22 protein-coding genes are annotated in these 23,762 nt (G+C 37.0%); all 22 read right to left on the reverse strand.

What is annotated here, in order from left to right; translation table 11 throughout:
* Positions 1 to 9 precede the first annotated feature (9 nt).
* Positions 10 to 1,371 carry a family 4 glycosyl hydrolase gene (locus tag ACO6HM_RS11030; RefSeq protein ID WP_485391096.1) on the reverse strand — a complete coding sequence of 454 codons (1,362 nt, stop codon included), beginning with the start codon at positions 1,369 to 1,371 and terminating at the stop codon, positions 10 to 12.
* A 3-nt stretch (positions 1,372 to 1,374) separates the two neighbouring features.
* Entirely contained in the window at positions 1,375 to 2,301 is a 927-nt protein-coding gene (locus ACO6HM_RS11035; RefSeq protein ID WP_485391097.1) for a carbohydrate kinase family protein, read from the reverse strand.
* Between the two features lie 260 nt (positions 2,302 to 2,561).
* Positions 2,562 to 3,494 (reverse strand): carbohydrate ABC transporter permease, encoded by a 933-nt coding sequence (locus ACO6HM_RS11040; RefSeq protein WP_485391098.1) that lies wholly within the window; start codon positions 3,492 to 3,494, stop codon positions 2,562 to 2,564.
* A gap of 28 nt (positions 3,495 to 3,522) precedes the next feature.
* Complete coding sequence (locus tag ACO6HM_RS11045; protein WP_485391099.1) at positions 3,523 to 5,313, reverse strand: extracellular solute-binding protein; 1,791 nt, start codon at positions 5,311 to 5,313, stop codon at positions 3,523 to 3,525.
* A gap of 175 nt (positions 5,314 to 5,488) precedes the next feature.
* A complete protein-coding gene (locus ACO6HM_RS11050) occupies positions 5,489 to 6,424 on the reverse strand; it encodes an ABC transporter permease (RefSeq protein ID WP_485391100.1) in 936 nt (311 codons plus the stop codon).
* The gene (locus ACO6HM_RS11055; RefSeq protein ID WP_485391101.1) at positions 6,417 to 7,196 is read right to left on the reverse strand and encodes an endonuclease/exonuclease/phosphatase family protein; all 780 of its coding nucleotides are present in this window, start codon (positions 7,194 to 7,196) and stop codon (positions 6,417 to 6,419) included. Before ACO6HM_RS11055 ends, ACO6HM_RS11050 begins: the two co-directional genes overlap by 8 nt.
* Before the next feature lies 1 nt (position 7,197).
* On the reverse strand, positions 7,198 to 8,130 hold the full coding sequence (locus ACO6HM_RS11060; RefSeq protein ID WP_485391102.1) for a metallophosphoesterase family protein: 933 nt from the start codon (positions 8,128 to 8,130) through the stop codon (positions 7,198 to 7,200).
* 167 nt (positions 8,131 to 8,297) lie between these two features.
* Positions 8,298 to 9,953, reverse strand: coding sequence for a DUF4091 domain-containing protein (locus tag ACO6HM_RS11065; RefSeq protein WP_485391103.1), 1,656 nt, complete (start codon positions 9,951 to 9,953; stop codon positions 8,298 to 8,300).
* Positions 9,954 to 10,100: 147 nt separating this feature from the next.
* Positions 10,101 to 10,733: a DUF421 domain-containing protein gene (locus tag ACO6HM_RS11070; protein WP_485391104.1), complete on the reverse strand. Its 633-nt coding sequence runs from the start codon at positions 10,731 to 10,733 to the stop codon at positions 10,101 to 10,103.
* Between the two features lie 72 nt (positions 10,734 to 10,805).
* A complete protein-coding gene (locus ACO6HM_RS11075) occupies positions 10,806 to 11,111 on the reverse strand; it encodes an antitoxin (protein ID WP_236013737.1) in 306 nt (101 codons plus the stop codon).
* Positions 11,104 to 11,379: a BrnT family toxin gene (locus tag ACO6HM_RS11080; RefSeq protein WP_485391105.1), complete on the reverse strand. Its 276-nt coding sequence runs from the start codon at positions 11,377 to 11,379 to the stop codon at positions 11,104 to 11,106. The genes ACO6HM_RS11075 and ACO6HM_RS11080 overlap by 8 nt, the downstream gene beginning before the upstream one ends.
* Positions 11,380 to 11,752: 373 nt before the next feature.
* Entirely contained in the window at positions 11,753 to 12,184 is a 432-nt protein-coding gene (locus ACO6HM_RS11085; protein WP_485391106.1) for a hypothetical protein, read from the reverse strand.
* A 1,090-nt stretch (positions 12,185 to 13,274) separates the two neighbouring features.
* Positions 13,275 to 14,171 carry a hypothetical protein gene (locus ACO6HM_RS11090; RefSeq protein ID WP_485391107.1) on the reverse strand — a complete coding sequence of 299 codons (897 nt, stop codon included), beginning with the start codon at positions 14,169 to 14,171 and terminating at the stop codon, positions 13,275 to 13,277.
* Positions 14,172 to 14,472: 301 nt separating this feature from the next.
* On the reverse strand, positions 14,473 to 15,837 hold the full coding sequence (locus ACO6HM_RS11095) for a M56 family metallopeptidase (protein ID WP_485391108.1): 1,365 nt from the start codon (positions 15,835 to 15,837) through the stop codon (positions 14,473 to 14,475).
* A gap of 1 nt (position 15,838) precedes the next feature.
* Positions 15,839 to 16,219, reverse strand: a complete 381-nt coding sequence (locus ACO6HM_RS11100) for a BlaI/MecI/CopY family transcriptional regulator (RefSeq protein ID WP_485391109.1) — start codon at positions 16,217 to 16,219, stop codon at positions 15,839 to 15,841.
* Positions 16,220 to 16,429: 210 nt separating this feature from the next.
* Positions 16,430 to 17,647 carry an ATP-binding protein gene (locus ACO6HM_RS11105; protein ID WP_485391110.1) on the reverse strand — a complete coding sequence of 406 codons (1,218 nt, stop codon included), beginning with the start codon at positions 17,645 to 17,647 and terminating at the stop codon, positions 16,430 to 16,432.
* Positions 17,648 to 17,957: 310 nt separating this feature from the next.
* Positions 17,958 to 18,632: a hypothetical protein gene (locus ACO6HM_RS11110; RefSeq protein WP_485391111.1), complete on the reverse strand. Its 675-nt coding sequence runs from the start codon at positions 18,630 to 18,632 to the stop codon at positions 17,958 to 17,960.
* A gap of 57 nt (positions 18,633 to 18,689) precedes the next feature.
* Complete coding sequence (locus ACO6HM_RS11115) at positions 18,690 to 19,532, reverse strand: metal ABC transporter permease (RefSeq protein WP_485391112.1); 843 nt, start codon at positions 19,530 to 19,532, stop codon at positions 18,690 to 18,692.
* A 12-nt stretch (positions 19,533 to 19,544) separates the two neighbouring features.
* Positions 19,545 to 20,240, reverse strand: coding sequence for a metal ABC transporter ATP-binding protein (locus tag ACO6HM_RS11120; RefSeq protein ID WP_485380970.1), 696 nt, complete (start codon positions 20,238 to 20,240; stop codon positions 19,545 to 19,547).
* A gap of 111 nt (positions 20,241 to 20,351) precedes the next feature.
* Complete coding sequence (locus tag ACO6HM_RS11125) at positions 20,352 to 21,503, reverse strand: metal ABC transporter substrate-binding protein (RefSeq protein ID WP_485391113.1); 1,152 nt, start codon at positions 21,501 to 21,503, stop codon at positions 20,352 to 20,354.
* 173 nt (positions 21,504 to 21,676) lie between these two features.
* Complete coding sequence (locus ACO6HM_RS11130) at positions 21,677 to 21,823, reverse strand: hypothetical protein (RefSeq protein WP_485391114.1); 147 nt, start codon at positions 21,821 to 21,823, stop codon at positions 21,677 to 21,679.
* Positions 21,824 to 22,465: 642 nt separating this feature from the next.
* Positions 22,466 to 23,446 carry a hypothetical protein gene (locus ACO6HM_RS11135; protein ID WP_485391115.1) on the reverse strand — a complete coding sequence of 327 codons (981 nt, stop codon included), beginning with the start codon at positions 23,444 to 23,446 and terminating at the stop codon, positions 22,466 to 22,468.
* Positions 23,447 to 23,762: the final 316 nt, after the last annotated feature.

Raw genomic sequence — 23,762 nt, forward strand, 5'->3', positions numbered from 1 at the left:
GCTTCCTCCTTAGTTAAACATTTTTTTATCGTATGCTGTTTCATAATCCTCTAATAGCTTCTTTGCAAGTGAGTAAGAACTAATGAGAGGATGCTGCATAAGCGCTCTTATGGCAGTTTCTCTTGAATCTTCCTCTATTGCCTTTACTACAAGATTCTCATAGTTCTTTATAAGCCTTATTAAAATCATGCAGTCCTCAGGCACATCACTTACCTTCACAGGCTCGATGCCATTCTTTGATACCTTGCAGGTGACCTCTACCACATCCTCATCCCTTAGTTCGGGTATGCTGCCGTTGTTCTCCACAGACAGTACAAGGTACCTTCCCTCTTCGGACTGCAGGCCCTCTATACAGTCAAGCATAACTCCCGCATATCCCATGCCGTCCGGTACTTCAAGCTCTCCCTTAGGGAGCATAGGCCTATTCTCCCCACCTGTTTCAGCAGACATATAAGAATTTTCCCTAAGCTGCATATAGTAAAGAAAGGTCTGAAGCATTTCTTCAGCTTCAGTATCTGCATCCATTATATCAAGTTCTTTCATCATAGCAAGGTTTATATTTTCAATGCTCTTTCCCCTTGCCGCCTCTGACTTTAACATATTGGCAAGTGCCTTTTCCCTGTGATAATAATAATACAGATATTCATTTGGAAGGAGGCCTAAGTCTCTAAGTAAATCTTTGTCAAACATCTTAAACTCTTCCACTTCACTTAGGAACTCATCATCCTTAAGTAAGTCAGGTAAGATTTCTTTTCCCTTATTCTTTACGCTTCTAATCCATGATAAATGATTCAGTCCGTAAAACTCCACATAGAGGTCTTTTTCATCTACTCCAAGCTTTGCCGCCATCCTGAACTTACAACTGCTAGGTGCGTCACAGATACCTATTACATTCTTATAACCTGCTTTTTTAAGTGCCTGAGTTACAAGACCTGAAGGGTTGGTAAAGTTAAAGATAATGGCATTTGGTGCATATTCCTTTATAAGCTTGCAGTAGTCAAGGAGGACAGGGATTGTCCTAACCGCCATTGAAAATCCGCCTACACCTGTAGTCTCCTGACCTATTACACCATCCTTTAGGGCTACAGTTTCATCTATTACTCTTGAATGGTCTCCTCCCACCCTAAGAGTAGTAACAATGTAGTCAGCTCCTTTTATGGCCTCCTTTACATCTTCACATACAGATAGCTTTAAGTCCTTATTCTCTCGTCTTATGACCTGATTACAGAGTTTTTCTATAATACCAAGCTTCTTGTAATCTATATCATATAACACAACTTCCTCAATATGCAAATCTTTATATCTTTTTAATAGTCCGTTGATAAATATTACCGTTCTTACTCCCGCTCCTCCAATTACTGCTATCTTCATATTCTACCTCTTTTCAATAAATTCATTTAATGTCGTCAAATCAGGAAATGCTGTATTCCCTCCAAGCCCTGTACAAGAAAGGGCCCCACAGCCATTTCCATATCTAAGTGCCAGACCTATATCTCCTTTTACAAGGTATCCATAGATAAAGCCGGCGTTAAATGAGTCGCCCGCCCCAGTTGTATCTATGGCCTCTACCTTAAATCCCTTATCTTCATAGGTTAGCCCCTCTGATACGGCAATAGAGCCTTTTGAGCCAAGCTTTATAGCTGCAACCTTGGAAAACTTTGCAAAATCCTCAGCCGCTTCTACTGCAGTAGACTTCCTGCTGTAATGAATGGCCTCTGTTTCATTCATAAAAAGCACATCCAGATACGGGAAGATATCGTATATCTCCTTATTCCATTCTCCGCTGTCATCCCAGCCCACATCAAAGGAGATGGTCGCAGAGGTCTCCTCCTTTATCTTTCTTATAAGGCTTAGATAGGCTTCATGGTTCTTACTTCCCATATAGCCGGTAATGTGGATGTGTCTTGCAAGCTCCACCTCTTTTGTCTTAATATGTCCAATATCTATATTATCATTAGTTCCTCTGTAAGTGAGGAAAGATCTGTCATTTTTATTTGTAAAACTAAGTGATATACCTGTGTTTTTCTCTGTTTCCGTTGAAAGCAACGATATATCTACACCATGTTTTTTGAATGTATTTTTGATGTAGTCTCCGTATAAATCATCACCCACACTGCCCTTGAATGCAGCCTTAAGACCAAGTTTACCAAGCCCCAGGGCAAAGAGTGCTGCTCCTCCTCCTATGCAGGTCTTAATAGTCTCAACTTCCCATTCCTGCCCATAAGGAGGGATTTCACTCGCTTCTTTTATAATCTCATCGATGTTCACATCACCGTAAACATATACATCCCATTTTTTCATATATTTTTCCTTAAATTAACAACAATTCAAAAGATAAAAAAGTTTGTGCTCGCACACACTTCGCGCGCGAGCGGTGCCTTAAGGCAAATTTCTCTGCCGCGAGCTATGCATCCCTCGGAGAGATTTTTATGCTTTTGACAATTGTATCATTATACTATTCTGCAGCGTTTCTACTAAATGATAAGGGTGCCAAATACATTTGACACCCACCTATTACAGATTGCATCATCATTTACACAATCCTAAATATCACTTTCTTATCAACCTTTAACTGCTCCTATCATTATGCCGCTTGCAAAGTACTTTTGAACAAACGGATAAATGAGAAGAATAGGTACTGTGGTTATCACTACGGCAGCCATCTTAAGGGAGTCGGAAGTAACTGTACTTGCCCCCTGTACCAGAGCCTGTGCCACACTTGTTATATCCTTTTGTGATGCTGACATAGCCCTTGCGAGCATCTGCTGAAGCACCGTCTGTACCGGCCATTTCTCATTGCTTGTCATGTAAAATGCACCTGAAAACCAGTCATTCCAATGGTTTACTGCTGTATAGAGGCCAATAACCGCAATTACAGGCTTGGAGAGAGGAAGTATTATCCTTCCATATATCCCAAAATATCCACAGCCGTCAAGCTTTGCAGACTCTTCAAGACTGGCAGGAATTCCTTCAAAATAAGCTCTCATCATAAGCAGATAGGTCACGCTGACAAGACTTGGTACTACATAAACCCAAAAATTGTTAATCAAATGAAGATTCTTGTACTGAACATAGGTAGGAATCATTCCTCCGCCAAAAAGCATGGTAAAGGTAATTAAGATGGTTATAACCTTTACACCGGGAAGGTCTTTTTCCTTAAGTGCAAATGCCGCAAGTGAAGTAACTATGAGGGTTAGAAGCGTTCCTATAACCACTCTTAATATAGTGTATTTGTAAGCCCTCATTATGCTTCCGTCACTAAATACCTGCTTAAAGTTCTCAAGTGTAAATACTCTAGGGAAGAAATATACCCCTCCCTTTGCCGCATCAGCACCGTCATTTAATGAAAGAGCAAGTACATTTATGCAAGGCAAAATAATCACAAGGCAGAGTGCGAGTATTACAAGTATAATAAAGCCCTGTATTATTCTGTCTCCCAAGCTTTGTTTTATTTTATTTTTCTTTGGTGTAATTATTCTGTCAGTTGCTTCCATAACTATACCTGCTCCTTTTAACTATAATCTAATAGAACTGAATTGACTGTGGATCTTCTTTGTAAAGTTCTTCAAGTTTAGCCTTAAACTGGTCATTTCCTGCTGACTGAAGCTGATTTCTAAAAGCTTCTATTATGGACTTAACCTCAGCGTCATCCTTTGCAAAGAATGCCTGGATAAGAGTTTCCTGATAGTTAAGTAAATCCATCTGAGCCTTTACATCTTCAAGTCCTGTTGAAGTTAAGTATGCTGTAGCCTTAAGTCCCGGTACAACCTTGTATTCACGAGGATACTCCTTAGCTATCTCCACACTTCTCTTAAATGCTGAGCCGCTTCCTGAGCCCGGTCTTGACTCACCGAAATTGTCGATGTGGTTTACATTGGTAAGCATAAACTCAAAGAAGTAGTTTGCAGTACCGCCAAAAGCAGCACCAACACTGTTGATAAGCCAATCTACATCACCATCATTAAGCTTCTTTGAAACTTCCTCTGTGATAACAGGCTTTCCGTCCTTTAAGTTATATGATAAGCCTTCCACTCCGTACTCAGCTAAAAGCTGTCCTTCATAGGTAGATAAATAATCAAAGAACTTAAAGATTTCTTCAGGCTTCTCAGCCTGTGAAGATATAGCCCAGCAGCCACGCTGTGTCTTGCCTGAAACCACTCCCTTATTATCTCCTGATACATTGTTAAGAGGTCCTAAAGGAACCCAGTCATTTGTCTGGAAAATAATGTTCTCATAGTTGTGTACATCTGCGATTATAGCAGAGTTGTGGCTCTTGCTTACTTCTTCCGCACGAGTCTGATCCATTGTAAAATACTCAGGATTCATAAGTCCTTCTTTGATAAGCTTTCTTACATAGTTAATCTTGTCATATACATAGTCTGTCTCCGCCTCATGCTTAATCTTGCCGTCTTTTTTATCTATGTTGTATCCACCAAGAGAGCCCTTACCGCTTACTCCCCAGTTCAGCTCACCTATATTAAAGGCAAGTGAATCATAGGAGCCGCCCCAGTATTTAGGTCCTAAAGGCCATACATCATTTCCGTTGTCATCCTTAAATCCGCCCTTCTTAATCTTCACAAGAAGGTTGTAGAAATCCTCTGAAGTTCTGATTGAAGTAGGATCGATTCCTAACTTGTCTATAATTGACTTCTGAATATAAGGTCCTCCAAGATAGGCATCCTCAGGAATGTACTGGGCAGAACGATCTACTTCTTCAATCTTCATTGGAAGAAGGTAAACTGCATCTCCAAACTCCTCTCTGAATACTATGTTCTTGTAGCTGTCCCTAGGAAGATAGCCCTCTTCATAGTATTTCTTATAAACCTGAGAGTCCTTCATCATAGCTGAAACATCAGCAAACATTCCCTCTTTCGCTGCCTTTAAGAGGAGTGGGAACTCCGGTCTTGTGGAGTCATCCAGATAGGAAATGATTACATCAGGAATGGTTCCTGCCGCAAGCTGTGACGCAAGTACCTTAGCATCACTGTCTCCAGGTGTATACTGGATGTTTAACTTGATTCCCGTACGCTTTGTAAGCTCCTGCATCACAGGTGTGTTGTTAAAGTCCTTTGGAAGACTGTAGCCGATGTCATCTACGTATGCCTGGATGTTGATTGTTCTGTCTGCTATCCAGGTAGATGGCTTACCATCTGCTGTAGACGCCGCGGATGACTTTCCTGTTGATGCAGTACTTGCCTTCCCTGCACTGCTTCCACTATTACCTGAAGAATTACCACAGGCACCGAGCATACTCACCATCATGCTGCCAAGCAGTGCAAGTGAAAGCACCTTTTTGAGATTTTTTGTTTTCATAAACTACTACCCCTTTCTTTTTATGTATGTTTTTATTCCCTGTCATTCCCAAAACTAACTTATCTGATACAAAATTGCTAAAGTTTCTCTTACAGGCAGTTCCTAATCGAATTTTATACTTTTGACACTCGTATCACCTTCATTTTGTTATATAGCAATAATCAGGGAGAATACATTACCAAAGACTGACCTCTGTTAGCTTCTTACATATCTTGTTGGTTCCTATCACAAGGACAAGACCTACAAGACCTTGAATAAGTCCTATAGCAGTTGCATATCCAAACTGACCTCCCTGCAAACCTACTCTTACCACGTAGGTATCAAGGGTGTCCGCAAGCTGCATATTCCCGGGTGTTCTAAGCAGATATATCTGTTCAAAGCCTGATGAGAGAAGACCTCCCACTCCCATAATGAAAAGAAGACCTATGGTTCCTCTAATGCCCGGAAGTGTTATATGCCACATCCTCTTTAGCTTGCCACAGCCATCCATCTGAGCCGCCTCATAAAGTGAGGTGTCCACACTGCTTATCGCAGCCAGATAGATAATGGAATCCCAGCCTATATTTCTCCACAGGTCCATCGAGAAGAGAATTCCAAGGAAATACTTTGCATCCATAAGGAAGAAGGTACTTCCATCTCCTCCAAGTCCTGCTATAATCTGATTGATTACACCATTGTTAGGTGCGAGCAATCGCTGAATCATAGTAACTATGATTACGCTTGAGAGGAAGTGAGGCAAATAAGTAATGGTCTGACTCGCCTTCTTAAACTTCAAGTTCCTAAGCTCATTTAGAAGAAGAGCAAGGATGATGGCAAATGGAAACTCAAGAATACACTTGATAAATCCTACAGTCAGAGTATTTTTAATCAGCCTCAAGGCATCATAGCTCTTAAAAAATGATTCAAAATACCTAAGCCCTACAAAATCGCTGCCCCAGATTCCCTTCTTAAAGGAATATTCCTTAAATGCCAGTACATTGCCTGCCATTGGCACATAACAGATTAATATATAATATATTATTGCAGGTAAGAGCATTACATAAAGTGGCCAATAATGAAGGAGCTTGCTTTTCAGACTTTTTTTGTTTAGCTTTACAGCCTTATTATCCATGGTTACCTCCTTCACTTAGATATATTACAGCCTGTATAGGATAATGGTCGGATAAAAAAACTCCGTCCCTTTCCTCTGCCCATTTTTCAATACTCTTGCAAAAAATATCCTTGGTAGTAAATATATAGTCTATCTTTTCCTTTTCTTTCCCGTAGTCGTGGAAGGTAAAGTCAATATCCTTTGTTAAATCCTGATACTTACCGGATGTGATTATAGACTTCATTTCACCAGAGTCAGGCTCCGCGTTAAAGTCTCCTGTAATAATCACAGGTATGTTGGAGAAGGCTTTTTCTGCCTCAATCTTTCCTAATAACTGATTAAGCCCCAAGAGTCTTGCTTCGCTTCCTTCGTGGTCAAGGTGGGTATTAAGCAGTCTAAACATCTTCTTTTCAGTCAAGTCATACAAGACTACTTCTGTAGTAACCCTAGGACAGGTACTCTGTTTTTTATACCTGCTTGCAGGCACATAAGGAGTTTCCGACATCCAATAAGTCTCCATACTTACAAGATTGAACCTATCTTTCTTAAAGGCAATACTCTCCTGCTCATCCGTAAAGTCCTCACTTCTCCCACAACCTACTACATAGTAGTCAGATAAGGTTTCCTTAATCCATACTGCAACGTGTGGAAGAACCTCCTGAAAGCAGATTATATCAGGCTTTTCAGAGCTTATCTTTTCTACTATCATAGGCTTTCTGAAAGCGAAATTATTGATTCCATCCTGCTCATAATCACAGCGGATATTAAATGTAACAAGTTTTATACCTTCCATATTAAGCCTCATCTCTTCTGCACAATGGCTCGTAACACCAAGGTTCTTTAATCACTGTGCCATTTTCAAGGTAGACATAGGTTTCAAAACTCTCTGTATTATTTTCATTTAATACAAATAGCCTTGCTCCCTTCATGTGGTCAGGTGCGCCGTAGGTGCCATAGCCTCCTGCTCTTCCGTAACCAAGGGTAATGCCGTAGAGATTGCCGTAATAATCATTGGCATGGTCATGTCCTACGAAAAGCCCCTTTGTATGTCCTGCCTCAATTAAGGCGTAGAAGAAGCCTGAATTTAACCTTGGTGCCCCGCTTCCTTCTCTTTTTACTCCATAGCATTTCTCATATTTGAATACTTCCTGATGCTCAGGCACAGCTATATGCTGAAAGGCAAGGGCTGAGAAGTCCTTATGACTACTTTCAAGCTCACGAATCTTTGCCTGATACCAGTCAATTTGATTTCTTGTGATGCAGGCGTAGCCGCCTATCTTTTCACAAGGGAAATAATCGCCTGAATCAATAGCAAATATAGCCCACTTGGTTTCATTGTTTTTATTCTTGATTTCTATTACGTGATTACCTACTCCATCTACAGAAGCCTCGTCATGACAGACTACGCAGCCTTTAAGCTTCATTCCTGCTTCAAGTAGTTCCTTCCTACTATGTCCCCATTCAGAGTCGTGATTGCCAAATACAAAGGTCCAAGGGCAGTCTCCCTCAGTGAGAGGGGCGAAAACCTTAGGCAGAAATTCTAGATTATGCTCGCCGTATACCATATCTCCCGTAACTATAACAAAGTCAGGCTTTTCATCTCTAAGCGCCTGCCTTACGAGCTCTACCGTCTTATGGTCTGCCTCATCATCATTGGTAAAATGCAGGTCAGTTAGCTGCATTATCTTTATATTGCCATCTTCGTTAAATCTAAGTTCGTGAGCCATGTGCATACCTCTCTCTTATATTCCTTCTTACCACACACTTTGAGATGTGTGGTACCCTAAGACAGGCTGCCCTGCCTTATATGTATATCACATAAAAAATCCACTCAAGCTGTATCAGTAACAGTTTAAATGGATTTTTATTTATACACAATGGACTTTTTTAGTATTTAAAGTGGAAAATTTTGATTTATTGTTTTTCTTAAATCTTCTATATAGTTAAAGCTTGTAGGATAGTTTTCCATAGACAGCTTCCCACCATAAAGCCTCTCAATTAGGGCTATCACTTCTGCTCTACCGACCTTTTCTTCATATTTTACAAGTGCCCTGTAGTCCTGAAAGCCCTCATTTAAGGCCATCATCCTTAATGAATCCTCAGGCTCTCCACCTCTTCCCGGATATACAAGGAAGGGGTCACCCGCCTGAAAAGCTCCACCCGCATCTGTAACTGCATAGGGATTGATATGTTCTAGGGAATACTGAGAATTGTAAAAATTATATCCCCAGTGCAGGAAGCCCTTTATATCGAAATAGTAAATGAGGATTCCCATTATCCTGTTTCTGGCTGACGGCATGGACATAAACCTGTTCGGAACCTTATCACCCTGAGCACAGCAATAGTAAGTCCAAAGCCCCTTAACTTTATTTTCTAAGAATGGTTCCAGATGATTATTGCCAGGCACAGGTCTGTCAACTATCCCTCTTTCAACGAAGCTATACCTTGAAACAGCATCAAGTATAGGATAGTCACTTAAAAAAGGAGCAATCTTTTTCCTTAGACTGCTATACTTTTCTATGCAGTTATCATCAGGCTCATCTGAGAGATGAAAGAACACCCTTCCCTTTAGTCCCCATTCATCAAGCTTTTTAGTAAGGGCCGGAAGATAGGATGAAAGAAAGGTCATATACTCCTCTCCTTCCGAGTCTGTTTCCCAACCAAATATTTTCTTTACTTCTCCGTCCACATTTGCAAGTATCTTAGGTGCGGCATTTGCGCCCCACTGGGTAAAAAGATGGGCTATTTCAAAGTATTCTATGCCACTTTCAAGGCAGATATCAATAAATCTCTTTACCTTATCAAAGTTAAAGCTATAGGATGAGCCGTTTTTATGAACCTCAACCAACTGCACCGTAGTCCGCTCTCCACCTACTTCGGTATCAAGTGGCGGTGTAAAAGTCGGTACAAGTATGGTATTCATTCCTGACTTTCCGTAATGTCTTATAAAATTAGCCATTATCTCCCAGTGTCTTTCTGAAAGGCTCTCTACCCCGTAGTAATCTGCAAGACAGTCGGTGTGAAACCACTCAGTATGATAAATGCTAAGCCTTGGAAGCTCCTCACTTAACACCTCAAGCTCTATTTCTTTTTTATATTCATTTTCTTCTGTTTTAATGGTAACGATGAGATTATTTTTACCAAACATAAGCATAGCTTTATCGGCATTTTTAAAATCAATGGTAAAATGAAGTGCCTGCCAGTAGCCGCTTGCAAGCCTTAGCTTACCGTCTTTAATATCTTTTAGTAAATCAGGGAAAAGCCCTGGTGCCTTTCTTAGATATTCCCCTGTATGCCTAGCCTTTCCTGCGTACCTTACAGGAACAGCCACTACCTCTCTAAGTCTTGTAAATGGTGCAAGTAAGCCGCCTATCTCGATTTCAGCCAGGTCATTGTCGCTCTCATCTGTCGATTTTATGCCCAGTTGAATACTAAAGACCTCATTTGCAAAAAAAGAGGGACATTCGCCCTCTATGCTTTCCACAGGTTCTTCATCGTGAAACACCTTAGCCATAGAGCTAAGCCAGATTAACTTTGTAATTGCTTCCATCCCCACAATATCTCCTCTACTTATTCTTAACTTTCAGACTTCTCAAATAAGTCTGCTTATATGATATGATGTGGGTGTCAAAAGTATTTGACACCAATTAATACAAGATTGCTACAGCTGTACTTGGGAGGTAGAGTTCAAGCAGTTCTATTCATAAGACACAAATATAGCCTTGCCGTCCACATATTCTCCAAGGAAAATCTGATTATATTCCTCAAAGCCCTTCTCTCTCATTTTTTCTTTGATCCAGTCTTCGTCTTTTCCGATTACTTCAAGGATATCTGTCTGAAGATGTCCATCAGTGATTATAGGGAACTTAGGATTTTCTTCTCCATCAAGCACTATAATAATCTTACCGTCTTGCTCGACTACAGCTCTTTTAACCTTTTTAACTGAATATACATTCTGCGCTCTTAGCTTAAATGCCACATCATGTGCTGATAGTCCTGCTTTCTTGCAATTCTCAATATCTACCTTACCATTATTTATAATAATAAGTGCTTTACCGTCTATAATCTGTTTAACTCTAACATTATGCTTTTTTAATAGCCTAAATCCTGTCACAAGCAGGAACCAGGCAAACATAACAAGGAGACACTCAAATATACCTATATTCTTGTTATATATCACACCACCGACAATTCCACCAAGGACATAGTTCTGTATCTGGTCACTGGCAGAATTTGGTGCAAGGTTGCCCTTACCTGTAAAATTGATAACGGCTATTGCAGATAGAAATCCTATCATAAGCTTGATAAAAACCAGAACAAAATCATTCATTTTCTCATTCTCCTTTTGGGTTAATTTTTACTTCTACATCTTATCACAAAAAATCAATTAATCAAATGGAAATTAAATGTAATGTTTAATTATTTCAGGATCTTCTAATGCTCCCTCAATAATTCTGCTAAGAATTGATGTGTATCCCTTCCCTAAAGATTTAGCCTTTTTCAAAGCCTTACCTGACAGTCGTAAGGTCACTATCTGTTTTTGCCTGTCAATTTTCTTTTCCTCAGAAATCTTCTTAAATTTTGACAATTCTTCCTTGGTAAATTCCGGATACTCATCATCTTTTGAGATTGCAATTTTTTTTGCATTTTCAAGCATCTGTATCTGCTCTGGAGTCGGCTTACTTTTAACATCAATATTTTTAACCATTATAATATGCCTCCTTTTCAATCTTTGTAGCTAATCTTGCAGATATAATTCTAATAGAATCTTCTCTCTCTGTATAAACTACAACAACTATGACAGCTATTCCATTTATTTCTCCGATGGTAATATATCTATCTTCACTTATAGAATGTAAATCATCATATTTTTCAATACGATTATCATCACCGAAAACAAGAGCGGCTGTACTAAAATCAATTCCATGCTTAGATATATTTATCTGTTCTTTTCTATCATCCCACTCAAATATCATCGTATACCCCCCCCTTATTTAATTATACAATAATGTATTACATTTTACAATACATTTTGTTTTTTTATAAAATACAAAGCCTTTAATAAGTCGCAGTATTGCAGGCATTTTCATAAAAGTTAGATATTAACTTCACGAATTCATGACAAAGAAAAGGCTAACCGGCTTTGAGCCAATTAGCCTTATCTTTATTCCATTTTTGATACTATTATCAGTTCAATCTTGCTATATCCGATAATGATATTTCTTCACAAAATTGTAATTATTTGAATTTATTTCAATCCCCATTTTACTACCAAATTGTATTGATATTTCTCATTTTTACTCCATTCGTTTACAAAATTATCTGATCGTTTTTAACTCTCCATTGACATTAACCTCTTATTACTATACTCCAAAAGCTAAGAATCCCCAAGTACATCCTCAACATAAACCCTATACCATGAGAATACTCTTTCATAACTAAAATTAATATTAAGTGGGGTATAAACAAAACAATCATGATTACCCATTCCAAAGGCTTCTTTTTTATAAAAAAGCCATATATTATTATCCATGCCCATAAACCAAAGGCCCCTGTCAGTAATCTAGCTCTAAGGTCAAATGTATAATCACCTAATGTAATGGAAAAAATACCCGAATCTACTATTTTGCCAGGAAGGATTACTCCTATCAATAACATTAGCAAAGAAAGTATAAGCAGGAGATAGAATACTTTTCTTTTAGTTATTCTAAAATTTTTTGAAACATTATTCAAACTGTATTCATCTGTGTTCTTATACGTCATTGGAATTATACTTTTCATAAATAGCCTCCTTCCCAAAAGTTACCTTTTGCTTATTATTCTCAACTCGAAATTAGCACTTTAAATCAATTTTGTCAAGTAATTATTTATTTTTTTAATAATATAGCAAATTTGTTATACAACTTTACTAATTTTACAGTCTTCTTAAGAATATACTTGATAATTATTGCATATTTTTTGCAGTAGAAAACACAATAAAAACATCAAATTTTATTTGAAGCAGCATTTCCATACAACGTTTTTTTATATATAAAAAGTGGCACAAACCCTGTATATACAAAGCTTAACGCCACTTTATTCTTTTCTAAGTGTTGAAAATGGGACTATATCTCTTTTTTTGTAAAAAACCATTATTTTGAACCTATTAGAACCATTTATGTTCAATTTTTGTGTTCTGCTTCCTTACGGAAAATACACATCTTTGGAGAAAAACTACAGGAACTTGGTGCTGATATTGCGAAGATTCCTGTAGATGATGAAAAAGAGCTAATGAAATTTAAGTTGAGAGTTGTATAATTATAAAAAGTGATGGAAATCTCTATTTGGAAATTTCCATCACTTTTTTGACTTAAATTCTGTATGTTCCCTCGGCAAGGCACTTAAGCATTGCGGTCTTGCCCACCTGCCTTGCCCCTGTAACCAGTATAGAACTAAAACCAGCAGTCTTTATCTACTCTATTCAGTAGTCACAGTAAATTTCAAAATAGACTGAAGTATTAAAAAAAATAATTGCTATCAGTCTTTCTTTTGTCTTTATCACTATACTCAGACATATGATATAGAAAAATTTCAATCAAGTGGTCTTTGGCAGAACGGACAACGACCATCACTCCAGTAGACTATATACTTACCACAATGAGGGCATCTACAGTTTTTAAACATAAATATTAATGTTCCCATAATAAAAAACAATCCAATTCCCGCCATTAGTAACAGTCCTACTGTTCCATATTTCGAAAAAAATTCAGCTGCTATTAGAAAATAAAGTATGTCTATGATATATAAAATCCATGAGATCCGAACAGATTTGATAAATGACTTTTTTTTCATATTCATTATAATATCACACACCTTTTTAATTTTTCTAAAACTAACGATATTCCTTTACATAAGGAAAAGCTCTTCCAAAAATTGCTGTCCAGATATTTGATGCCAGGTGATCACCATCTTTCCAAGTATGTGGTGTAAATCCTTCATACAGCCACTTGTTATAGGCTTTACTTGAAACAGTTTTCACGTGCCTTTCTACTCCATCGAATCCAGCGGTATAATAATTAGATGCTATATGATATCCTCTTAAAGTATAATATTTTGCTCTTACAGATACATTTTCAGTAAAGTTCACTCCTATTGCATCACCAATAATTTTCCCACCGTAATGTAATACTATCGCCTTTGCAATTTGAGCGGCAACAGAAGCACCTGGAAGGAATATTCCCATAACAGACAACACTAATCCAGTTATATCGGATATAGAATCTTTAAGAGCACCATTAATTATATATCCTTCGTTATCATCTTTTATAAGTTTACTATGCACAGCAACTTTTTGTTCCACATTGCTGCCATATTCCTTGTTGTATATTATATGTCCCAAAACACCCCAAGAATTTGTAACAGCTCTTGCACTACTTCCAAGGACAATATCTGCATTATTTACTTTTTGTATTCTGTCTGATACATTGATCACTTTTTTGCTTTTTACTCTACCATTTTCATATGATGTAGATAAAATTTGATCACCACCTATTGTCCCCTGTACCGTTTGAATGACATTACCATTATCATAGTGTTTAATAAGAAATATTTCTCCACCCCTTGCTGCTCGATATCCATTAGTTGAAATAACAGAAATTTCCATATGATTTGAGCTTGATAAAGAAACAATTGTGTTATCATTTACAGTAGTTGTATTGGCCATTGTCGGCATTACAGAATTAAGCATTATCAATATAGATAAAATAGTACTTATCAATAATCTTTTCATAGAAACCTCCTTTTTTACAAAATAGTCATGTGCAAATCAATATAACAAAAAAATGTTGACTACTACTAATACATCGTTTACAACCCTTAATACCATGGCAAATATAAACCTGCTTGCTGTTGCCGTAATAAACAGTAACAGCAATAAGCCCTATAGAAAGCTAACGCCATTAAAACGTATTTTTTAAGGCATAAATTTAATAACATTTCATATAGCGTATGAGAATTTTGATTAATTTTCAATCTCCGTTCTTATACCTCATTGGATTTATACTTTTCATAGATAGCCTCCTTCCCAAAAGTTACCTTATATAACTTTTTATCTTGATATTATACTTCAATGTATTTACTGAGTTATTATCTATAATAACCTCATAGCTGCTTCCATCCTGAGCTTTGACATTTAATGTAGCCTCTTTTTCAAATCTGTTTTTATAAATTAAATTGCCATTTTCTTTTATAATTATTTCATAATCTATATTGCCTTTTGATGACATATTACTCATTTTTACTGTAAACCCATCATGATTGGCACTTGTCCATGATGACATGTCAAATTTATATTTTTTGTGGCTTAATTCTTCTAAAGTCTCTTTTCCATTTATATCAGCAATATATGGTACTATTTCCTCCTGATTTTCCACTAATTCTATATATTCTTTTTCAATGATTTCCTCTACCCTATTATCTTTGTTTATAGGAGTGTAGGAAGACTCTACGTTTGCTACTACCTGATTTGTTTCAATTGCCCTGACTTTTACAAATGATGTCATCGACGCTCCGACAGCTACTGCAAAAGCAACTATTCCCAATACTGTTCTTCTCCATTTTTTCATAACTATTATCCTTTCTTTTGTAGGGTGCAGTTTTAATACAAATCTGCTGTTTTCATTTCGTTCGGTCAGCTTCAACATTGCCATGCTATACTCTTTTCTGTGTTCTCTGGTATCACCAGCCCTTTTTATAACCAGTTTGTCACACAGTATTTCAATATCATCTTCAATGTATTTTGCAGCTCCTAATATAAATGGGTTATACCAATTTATACACATAATCAAATTTTTCAAATGGCTGAAAGCTATGTCAAATTTCTTAATATGTGTCAGCTCGTGGATAAGCACATACTTTAACAGTTCATCATCTTCAAATATATAACTTTGCAGCACTATCTTAGGGTGAATTATCCCATAAGTAACCGGACTTGCTATTTTATCATTTATGAAAATATCTACTTTCCTTCTTAGATTAAATAAGCTTAAATACTCATCCGCTTTGCTGCCTCTTTCGATTATTACAGAGTCTCTCATTGTCCTGTTTCTTTTTATTATCTGTACTACTACATATATAAGAACCAGTCCGGTAACAAACATCTGGTTAATTGGAGATAATATATAACCTGCCTCTTTTTCAATTTTCTTTATGTGTCCGCTTATAACAGACATTGACTGTAATAAATCCTGCGGCCATTCACACTTTCCAAAATCTGTAACTGTAATTAAAATTGAGCACGGAAACAGCAGGTACACAAAAAATACCATCCATAAGATAATATTTGCCCATCTAATGCTTTTTATGTTAAGCATTTTCCTTATAAAAAGTATAATTGCAAGTATGAAAATGCTCTTTATACTCCTGTTTAAGGCCGTAGACAGAATCAAATTAACCATATTATTCCTCTTCATCAAAACTGTCGATTAATTTTTTCATTTCTTCCAGCTCTTTTTTACTTACTTTTTTCTCACTGAAAAACGCCTGACAAACATTTATAATCGAACCTTTAAATAATCTCTCTATCACTTCCTGCTGCTGCTTTCTAAGTGCGTCCTCTCTTGAAATAAGTGGTTTTATGGTGTACTTCGGATACCTCCTTGTTATTGCCCCCTTTTCAAGCAGCCTTCCAAAAAATGTGTAGCAGGAAGTCTTACCGAAGCCATATTGTTCATTTAATAACTTAGATAATTCTAATGCCTGAATCTCTCCGTTTTCATCCAGACATTCTCCCTTCCACAGCATTTCCATTACTGTAAGTTCTCCGTTTGAAAAATCCATTTTATCACCTCACTATTTTCCTTGAATATAATAGTCTCGCATCGATTACTATTCTCAATTTGAGAATAACACTTTAAAACAATTTTGTCAAGTAATTATTTATTTTTTTAGCAATATAGCAAATTTGTTACACTGCTCTGCTAATTTTACTGTCTTCTCGAGAAGATACTCGATAATTACCTATTATATTTTACAATACATATTGTATTTTTACTTATTTGTATCCTCCAACAAAAAATCAATTATATTTTTGTGAGTCACGCCATCCCTGCTAAAATCCACCTTATCCATTGAAATCACATATTTAGGGAAGTTATCTTTTATATTCTTATATATTCCAAATTCTCTGTCTCTGGCGGCTTCATCCCCCATAAGATAAGAAACCTGGAAATAGCACAATTCGCCATCTTTTTCAGCTATGAAATCAATTTCTTTGTCACCAGCCTTTCCTATCTTTAGAGTATATCCCCTTGAAATAAGCTCTATACAAACTATATTCTCCAGCGTTCTTTCAATATTCCTTGTGTTAGAAAAGCCTTTTGCAGCCCTGAAACCATGGTCTGTTAAATAATACTTTTCGTCAACGCTAAGTATCTTTTTCCCGACTGTATCATACCTGGATACCCTTTTTATTATGAATGCACTTCTACAATATTCCAGATAATTGAGTATGGTGTCAACGGATACCTTTCTGTTTTCATTCTTAAAATAATTTTTAATACTGTTTGCAGAAAAGGTATTACCTATGTTCTCTAATACATAGGCAAGTATTCTCTCAAAAAGGTCAACATCCCTTACATTGTTATAACGCAAAACATCTTTCATTAATACTGTATTATATACGTCTGCAAGATATTTTAAGCTGGGTGCTTCATCCAGATCAAAATACCTTAAAAACGGCATACCTCCAAGGGTTACAAAATGTACAAATAACTCATCGTCGGATAAACCCAATCTCTCAAATACTTTCCTAAATTCTCCAAATGTAAATGGCTGTATTTCAAACTCTACATACCTCCCCGCAAGCAATGTTGCCAAGTCTCCGGAAATAAGTGTAGAGTTGGAACCGGTTATATATATATCGTAGTTATCATTGAGCCTTAAGCCATTTACAACCTGTTCCCAATTCTTCACAAGCTGTATTTCATCAAAGAAAATATACTGCCTCTCATCTTTTTTAAGCAAAGGTTTTAAATACTCTATTAGTTTTCCTGCTTCGTTAATCTTAAAAAGCTCAATACTTTCAAAGTTCAAATAAATCTTATTTTCATCTGGTATATTTTTTAATATTTCGTCCCTAATCATAGTTAATAGAGTAGACTTTCCCACTCTTCTCATCCCTGTCAGCACCTTGATTACAGGCTTATCTATAAATAACTTTAGTTTATCTATATACCTTTTTCGACTGATATAGTTCTTATTTTCCATCTCGCTCAACCTCCTCTATCGACTATAATCGATAAAAATATAAATTCAGCATCAATTTCGATTATAGTCGATAAAAATATAAAAATCAACATCTATTTCGACTATACTCGATAAAAATATAAATCAGTAATTATTTCGAATATACTCGATAAAAACAAAAAAACCTGCAATTGTTTCGACTATACTAAATAAAAACATAAAAACCAGTAATCATTTCGACTATAGTCGATAAAACCAGTATATCTAGTAATTATTTCAACTTTACTCGATAAAAAAAGAGATACCCCTAGAGGTATCTCACATCACATTCTTAGTTTCCATCATCTTTTAATATTGTCATTTTAGAGTCCTTCAGATGGCAGTACATCTTGCCGTCTTCCATATAGGTTTCAAACTTGCCTACGACTTCTATATCTGTATTGTCCTCGGGACGAAGGTTCCTCTGCTTTAGCTTATCCTTTGTAGCAAACTCTATACCTTGACTACAGCACCCCGCAGCATCAGAGATAAAACAATAGTTGTAATACTCTTTTCTAGGCTCATAGTAAGCAGACAGGTACTGCCCCTTCATCTTAATCATCTTTCCTTCAAACTGGTCAGGGTCAGTCATCATAAGATAAACCGTAGCATATATCATATCACTTCCCATTGTCGTAAGGTCATAGTCTATGCCGTCAACAGGCTTCTGCTCTCTGGCTTCTTTTAGTTTTGCCTCAAAATCAGAGGTCGCCCCTAAGACCTGACCATTTTGAGTTACTATCTGACTTCCTGTACTCGAACCGGAAGAACCAGAGCCTCCTGTTCCAGACTTTTCTTCATCCTCAAGCTTCTTAACCTGGTCATCTATTTCCTTATTTATCTGATTGCTTATAGCCTTCTCCACAGTATTTTGCTGCTGCATCTTGGTAGAGGCCTGATTGCTGCCACAGGCTGTCACCGTAATAACTGTGCTAAGGGCAAGCAGTGTTAATATTCTCTTTCTCATAAATAAAAACCTCCTCAGCTAATTAAAGCATAACTTTGTGTTTAAAAAGTGTGCAAATCAACCTTTTATCTTCCCTATTATAACACAGATAAAAAACGCCACCATATCAGCGGCCACTATGGTTGAGCCTACGGGTGTAGATGCCAATATCGAAATAAGCATTCCTATAACCGCACAAACCACAGATAAGGATGCTGAAAAAATAACTACTCCCTTGAAGTTCTTTATAAGTCTCATCGCAGAGAGTGCAGGGAAGATAATAAGTGCGGATATAAGAAGTGAGCCTACAAGATTCATCCCAAGCACTATAATCACAGCTATGATCATCGCTATAAGGAGATTATACCTGTCTGTCTTCACTCCTGTTGCCTTTGAGAAATTCTCATCAAAGGTCACAGCAAAGAGTCTGTTGTAAAATAACACGAAGAAGACCATTACAAGTATGGAAAATACTATACAGATAAGAACTTCTTCCTTACTGAGTGTAAGTATAGAGGTTGAGCCAAACAGGGTAGTACAGACATCTCCTGACACATTACCCTTAGTGTTAAATATGTTCATAAGCATGTATCCTATTGCAAGGGCTCCTACACTAAGCATAGCTATAACCGCATCTCCCTTTATGGAGCTGTTCTGCCCTGTCTTTAGGAGGAAGATAGCTGTAATTACTGTGACAGGAAGGATGATAATCATTTTATCCGTAAGCCCTATGACACTTGCTACTGCCATAGCACCAAAGGCTACGTGTGAAAGTCCATCCCCTATGTATGAAAACCTTTTAAGAACCAAGGTTACGCCTAGCAGCGAGGAACACAGTGCTATAAGCACTCCTACTATAAATGCGTAGATTACAAATGGAAATTGAAGATAATACTGCAATTTTTCTAAAATTTCTGCCATAATTTCTCCCTTCTATACTCCGAGACTTTCTCTGGCATCGCTTTTTAGATAATCCTTCTTACTTCCAAAGAAAAGCTGTCCACGGCTTCCTATGTGAAGAACGTTTCCTGCCTCATTCTCTATTGCTGCCAAGTCATGTGAAACCATAATTATGGTCACTCCTGATTTATTTAAATCACTTATAAGTCCGTAAAACTCCGCTGTCACCTTTGGGTCAAGACCGCTCACAGGCTCATCAAGCAGAAGCAGCTTATCTGTCGCACACAGTGCCCTCGCAAGCAGCACCCTCTGCTGTTGCCCACCCGAAAGATTGCGGTAGCATTTTTTCTTAAGGTCCATAATATGAAGCCTGTCAAGATTTTCCTCAGCCCTTAGCTTGTCTTCTTTTCTGTAAAATACTCTGCTGCCTATCCTTGAAAGATTGCCTGACAATACAATTTCCCAGACAGATGCAGGGAAGTCCTTTTGTGCAAGACTTTGCTGCGGAAGATAGCCAATTTCATAGGGAAGAAGACCATCACCGTAGGTAATTTCTCCCGATACCGGCTTCATCAGCCTCAAAAGAGTCTTCATAAGGGTGGATTTGCCTGCTCCGTTTTCCCCTATTACATATAAATAATCACCCTTCTCAACCGTAAAATTGATGCCTGTAGCTACGAGCTGATCCTTATAGCCCAGTTCAAGATTTTTACAAGTGATAAATGCCATTTTATTTCTCCAAATCTATAATATGATGTGGGTGTCAAACAATTTTGACACCCACCTAAAAACTATACACTATACTTTGTAATAACCGCAAGCCTAAGCAGCGTCTTCTTACTACTTAAGTGCTGACGCAAGAGCCTTTAAGTTACTCTCCATAATGGAAAGATAGGTCGCACCATTTGCTATATCTTCATTGGTAATAGACTGCATTGAGTTAAGTACAACTATATTCTGGCTTTTATCCTTAGTAGTCTCAACTATCTTCTTTGCTATCTTCTGGTCAGAATTCTCTATAACAAGAACACTTTTTAGCTTAAGATCGTCTGTCTTTTTTGCAAGGAAGGCTACTGTCTCAAAGCTTGCCTCAGTCTCTGCACTACAGCCTACAAAGGCTGCGTAGTACTTGAGTCCATAATCATCCACAAGATAACGGAATGGGAATCTGTCACCAAAAAGTACTGTCTTTACCTTAGCCTTTTTAATGGTTGCAAGATATCTTGAATCAAGATCTCCAAGCTTGGCTGTATAATCAGCAGCTGTCGTCGCATAATAATCCTTGTTCTCAGGATCTATAGTCTGAAGCTTCTCTGCAAGAGTATTTACAAGAGCTGTAGCGTTTCTCAGTGAAAGCCATACATGCTCGTCATACTCTGTCTCTTCTTCGTGGTCATGATCGTGGTCCGCATCTTCGTGGTCGTGGTCTTTGTCATCATGGTCTTTATCATCATGGTCGTGGTCTTTGTCATCATGGTCGTGGTCATGCTCATCCTCTTCCTGCATACCTTCCACTACTTCTTCAGGCTTTACATTTTTACCTAGGGTTTCAAGAAGATTTACCACCTGCATCTTATCATTTTTGCTCTCTTTAAGCGCATCATTAACCCAGCCGTCAGACTCACCACCTACATATACAAAGAGGTCACAGTTAGCAATCTTTGCAATGTCTTCAGCAGTAGGCTGGTAGCTATGAAGGTCAACACCCTTATCTAAGAGGTATGTAATCTCGTAATTGTCCTTCTTATCTCCAACCAGCTGTCTAATCCAGTCATACTCCGGGAAAATGGTACACACTACACTGAACTTCTTTTTGGCATCATCAGTCTTGGCCTCACTTTTGGTACTTGCTGTACTTGAAGCCACACTGCTTGTAGCAGATGTTACTGACTTTGTACTTGATTTAGTCTCAGTTCCAGTCTTAGAGCAGCCTGCAAATATTCCGCATACTGCCACAGCCAAAGCTGTAAGCATAATAACTCTTTTCTTCATATCTTCTCCTTTTTATAAGTTTACATAAAGATTTTGCAACTCAGTCGCAATATTACAAAGGATAAAATACTACTCTTTAAGAGATTTGTCAAGAGACTTTTGCAAATTGGTTGCAAAATATCTTTTTTCGATATTTCTTTAGAGAAAGTAATAGTAGTTTTAGCCAGTCTCCCCTATCGTAAATATTGTTTTTTATATTCATCAATTTTATTCTCAAGGTCATCTATATTCCCTGCAATAAATTCTGTTTTTACCTCAAAATCCATCGGTAAATCATGCACTAATTGAATTACTTCATTTAAATATTCTGTGTCCCTCAAATCTCCTTCCCTGTTAGTAAGTAGAATAAACTGTATTTCTTTTTCCCCAAAAAAAAAAAGAAATATTATATTTACTCGGATAGTACTATTTTCAGAAATATAGCTATACCACACCTCATACTTGTTTTCTCTCTCACACCGTGATAATATTTGCTTCATCAAAGTCCTTTGTTACTACTTATAGTAACATCTCCTTCCAGCTTTTTTTATATTCAACATCTCCAACAAAGTGTGGAGAATCTAATCCTATACTATATTCTGATTTCTTTCCATCACCATAAATGTAATGATTACCTGCTACAGATACAGACTTTACTGGAAATGCCAATAAAATTGTAATTTACAATAAGCTAAGGCATATAATTTTTTTCACTAATCAACATCCCTTTAAATCGGGTTCTTAACGTGTTTTCGTCAATTCTGACACCTCCCACGCTTTGGCCTGCCGCAACCCTAACGGCAACACCTTTCGCTGACACAGTCAATTTCTAACCCCCCTGTTTCAGGGAAGAGGTAAGTGTTACCCCCGAGCTTATTTCTCAGCTATATTGTACTACTTAAATGTGGCATTTATCTGTCAAGCCTATAATTTTCAATACTATAAAACATCCATTGTACAAAGAGTTAATCCTCCTTATATGTTTATTTATTGTGTGTGTCCTCAACGCCGCTGTCACTAGAATCATCTTCTACACCAAGTGCCTTTCTCTTCCATACAACAATAGCAAGCGCAACAGCCAGTACAATTATAATGACAATTGTAATTATATTCCCTGAGAGTGCGGTAAGGAAATCATCCCATATCCCCTTTTTCTTTACCTCTTCCTTTGTTTTATCATCAGCACTTTTAAGCAGTTCATTAGCAGCTTCTTCCATTTCTTTTTTATCCTTTTCACTTAAGCCGTTACTGTCAAGCACTTCAGATTTCTCGTTTACTTCAGGCACTTCAGAGGTTTTAGATGATGAAACAGCATTATCAGTATTTGAATCTTCATCCGTACTTATCTCTTCAAAATAAGTCCTGTTATTAATAAAGTTAAATGGTCCACCGTTCTGTCTTACATACTCATACTGCCACTTTGCAAGCTTAAGATATGCTTTCACCGCTTTCTCTGAATCTTTTGCATTTTTCATTATATTTACAACATTACTTGTTATATGAGTTTCAAAATTCTTTTCATTACCATAGTAGGTGTCAAATTTACCTACATTTACAGCCCAAGCAAATCTGAGGTATGATTCAGACCATATAAACTTGTCAAATAGGCTCATAGGATGAAAAATTTCTTTTGTACCGCCTTTTACATATTTTTCAAACCACTCAATATAATCCGATTCAAACAATTTATATTGTATAAAAACAGCATTATCCCATTCTTCGTTATTCTCTGTATACTTTACATCATTATAAAACTCATCATACACCTTCTTTGCATCTTCATTAGACAAAGATATGTCATTGTTACCTGCTGCAACCTTGTTTACCTGTTCATTTTTTTCGCTACTGTTATCAGCAGTTAAAGCTTCAGCTATTTTATTTATTTGAGCTTCATCTGCATAAACCGGTGCTGTAAATGTTATCAGCATAGTAAAAATCAATAAAAATGATAATAATTTTTTCATTTTACTTTCCTTTCCTTGTCCTCACGGTGAGGATATTTAATAATTCATTTTCTTTTAAATTTCTTGTTTTGTTTAACACATGCCTTAGCCTCCTCTCATTTACCCCGATTTTAATTATTTACACTTATATGCAATCAAATTGTGTGCATATAAGCATAAAAATTTAATTATACTTTAAACTTTAAATTTTATAATTTTTACTTATATATGTCAAGCCAAAAATATTACTAAAATGCTCTTTGTTATTTGAATGTAGTTTTTCAACTTAAATGCAACATGGTGTTGCACCTACTTTGACAGGTGCCTCTGTTGCATT

This window comes from Catonella sp., assembly GCF_057250765.1.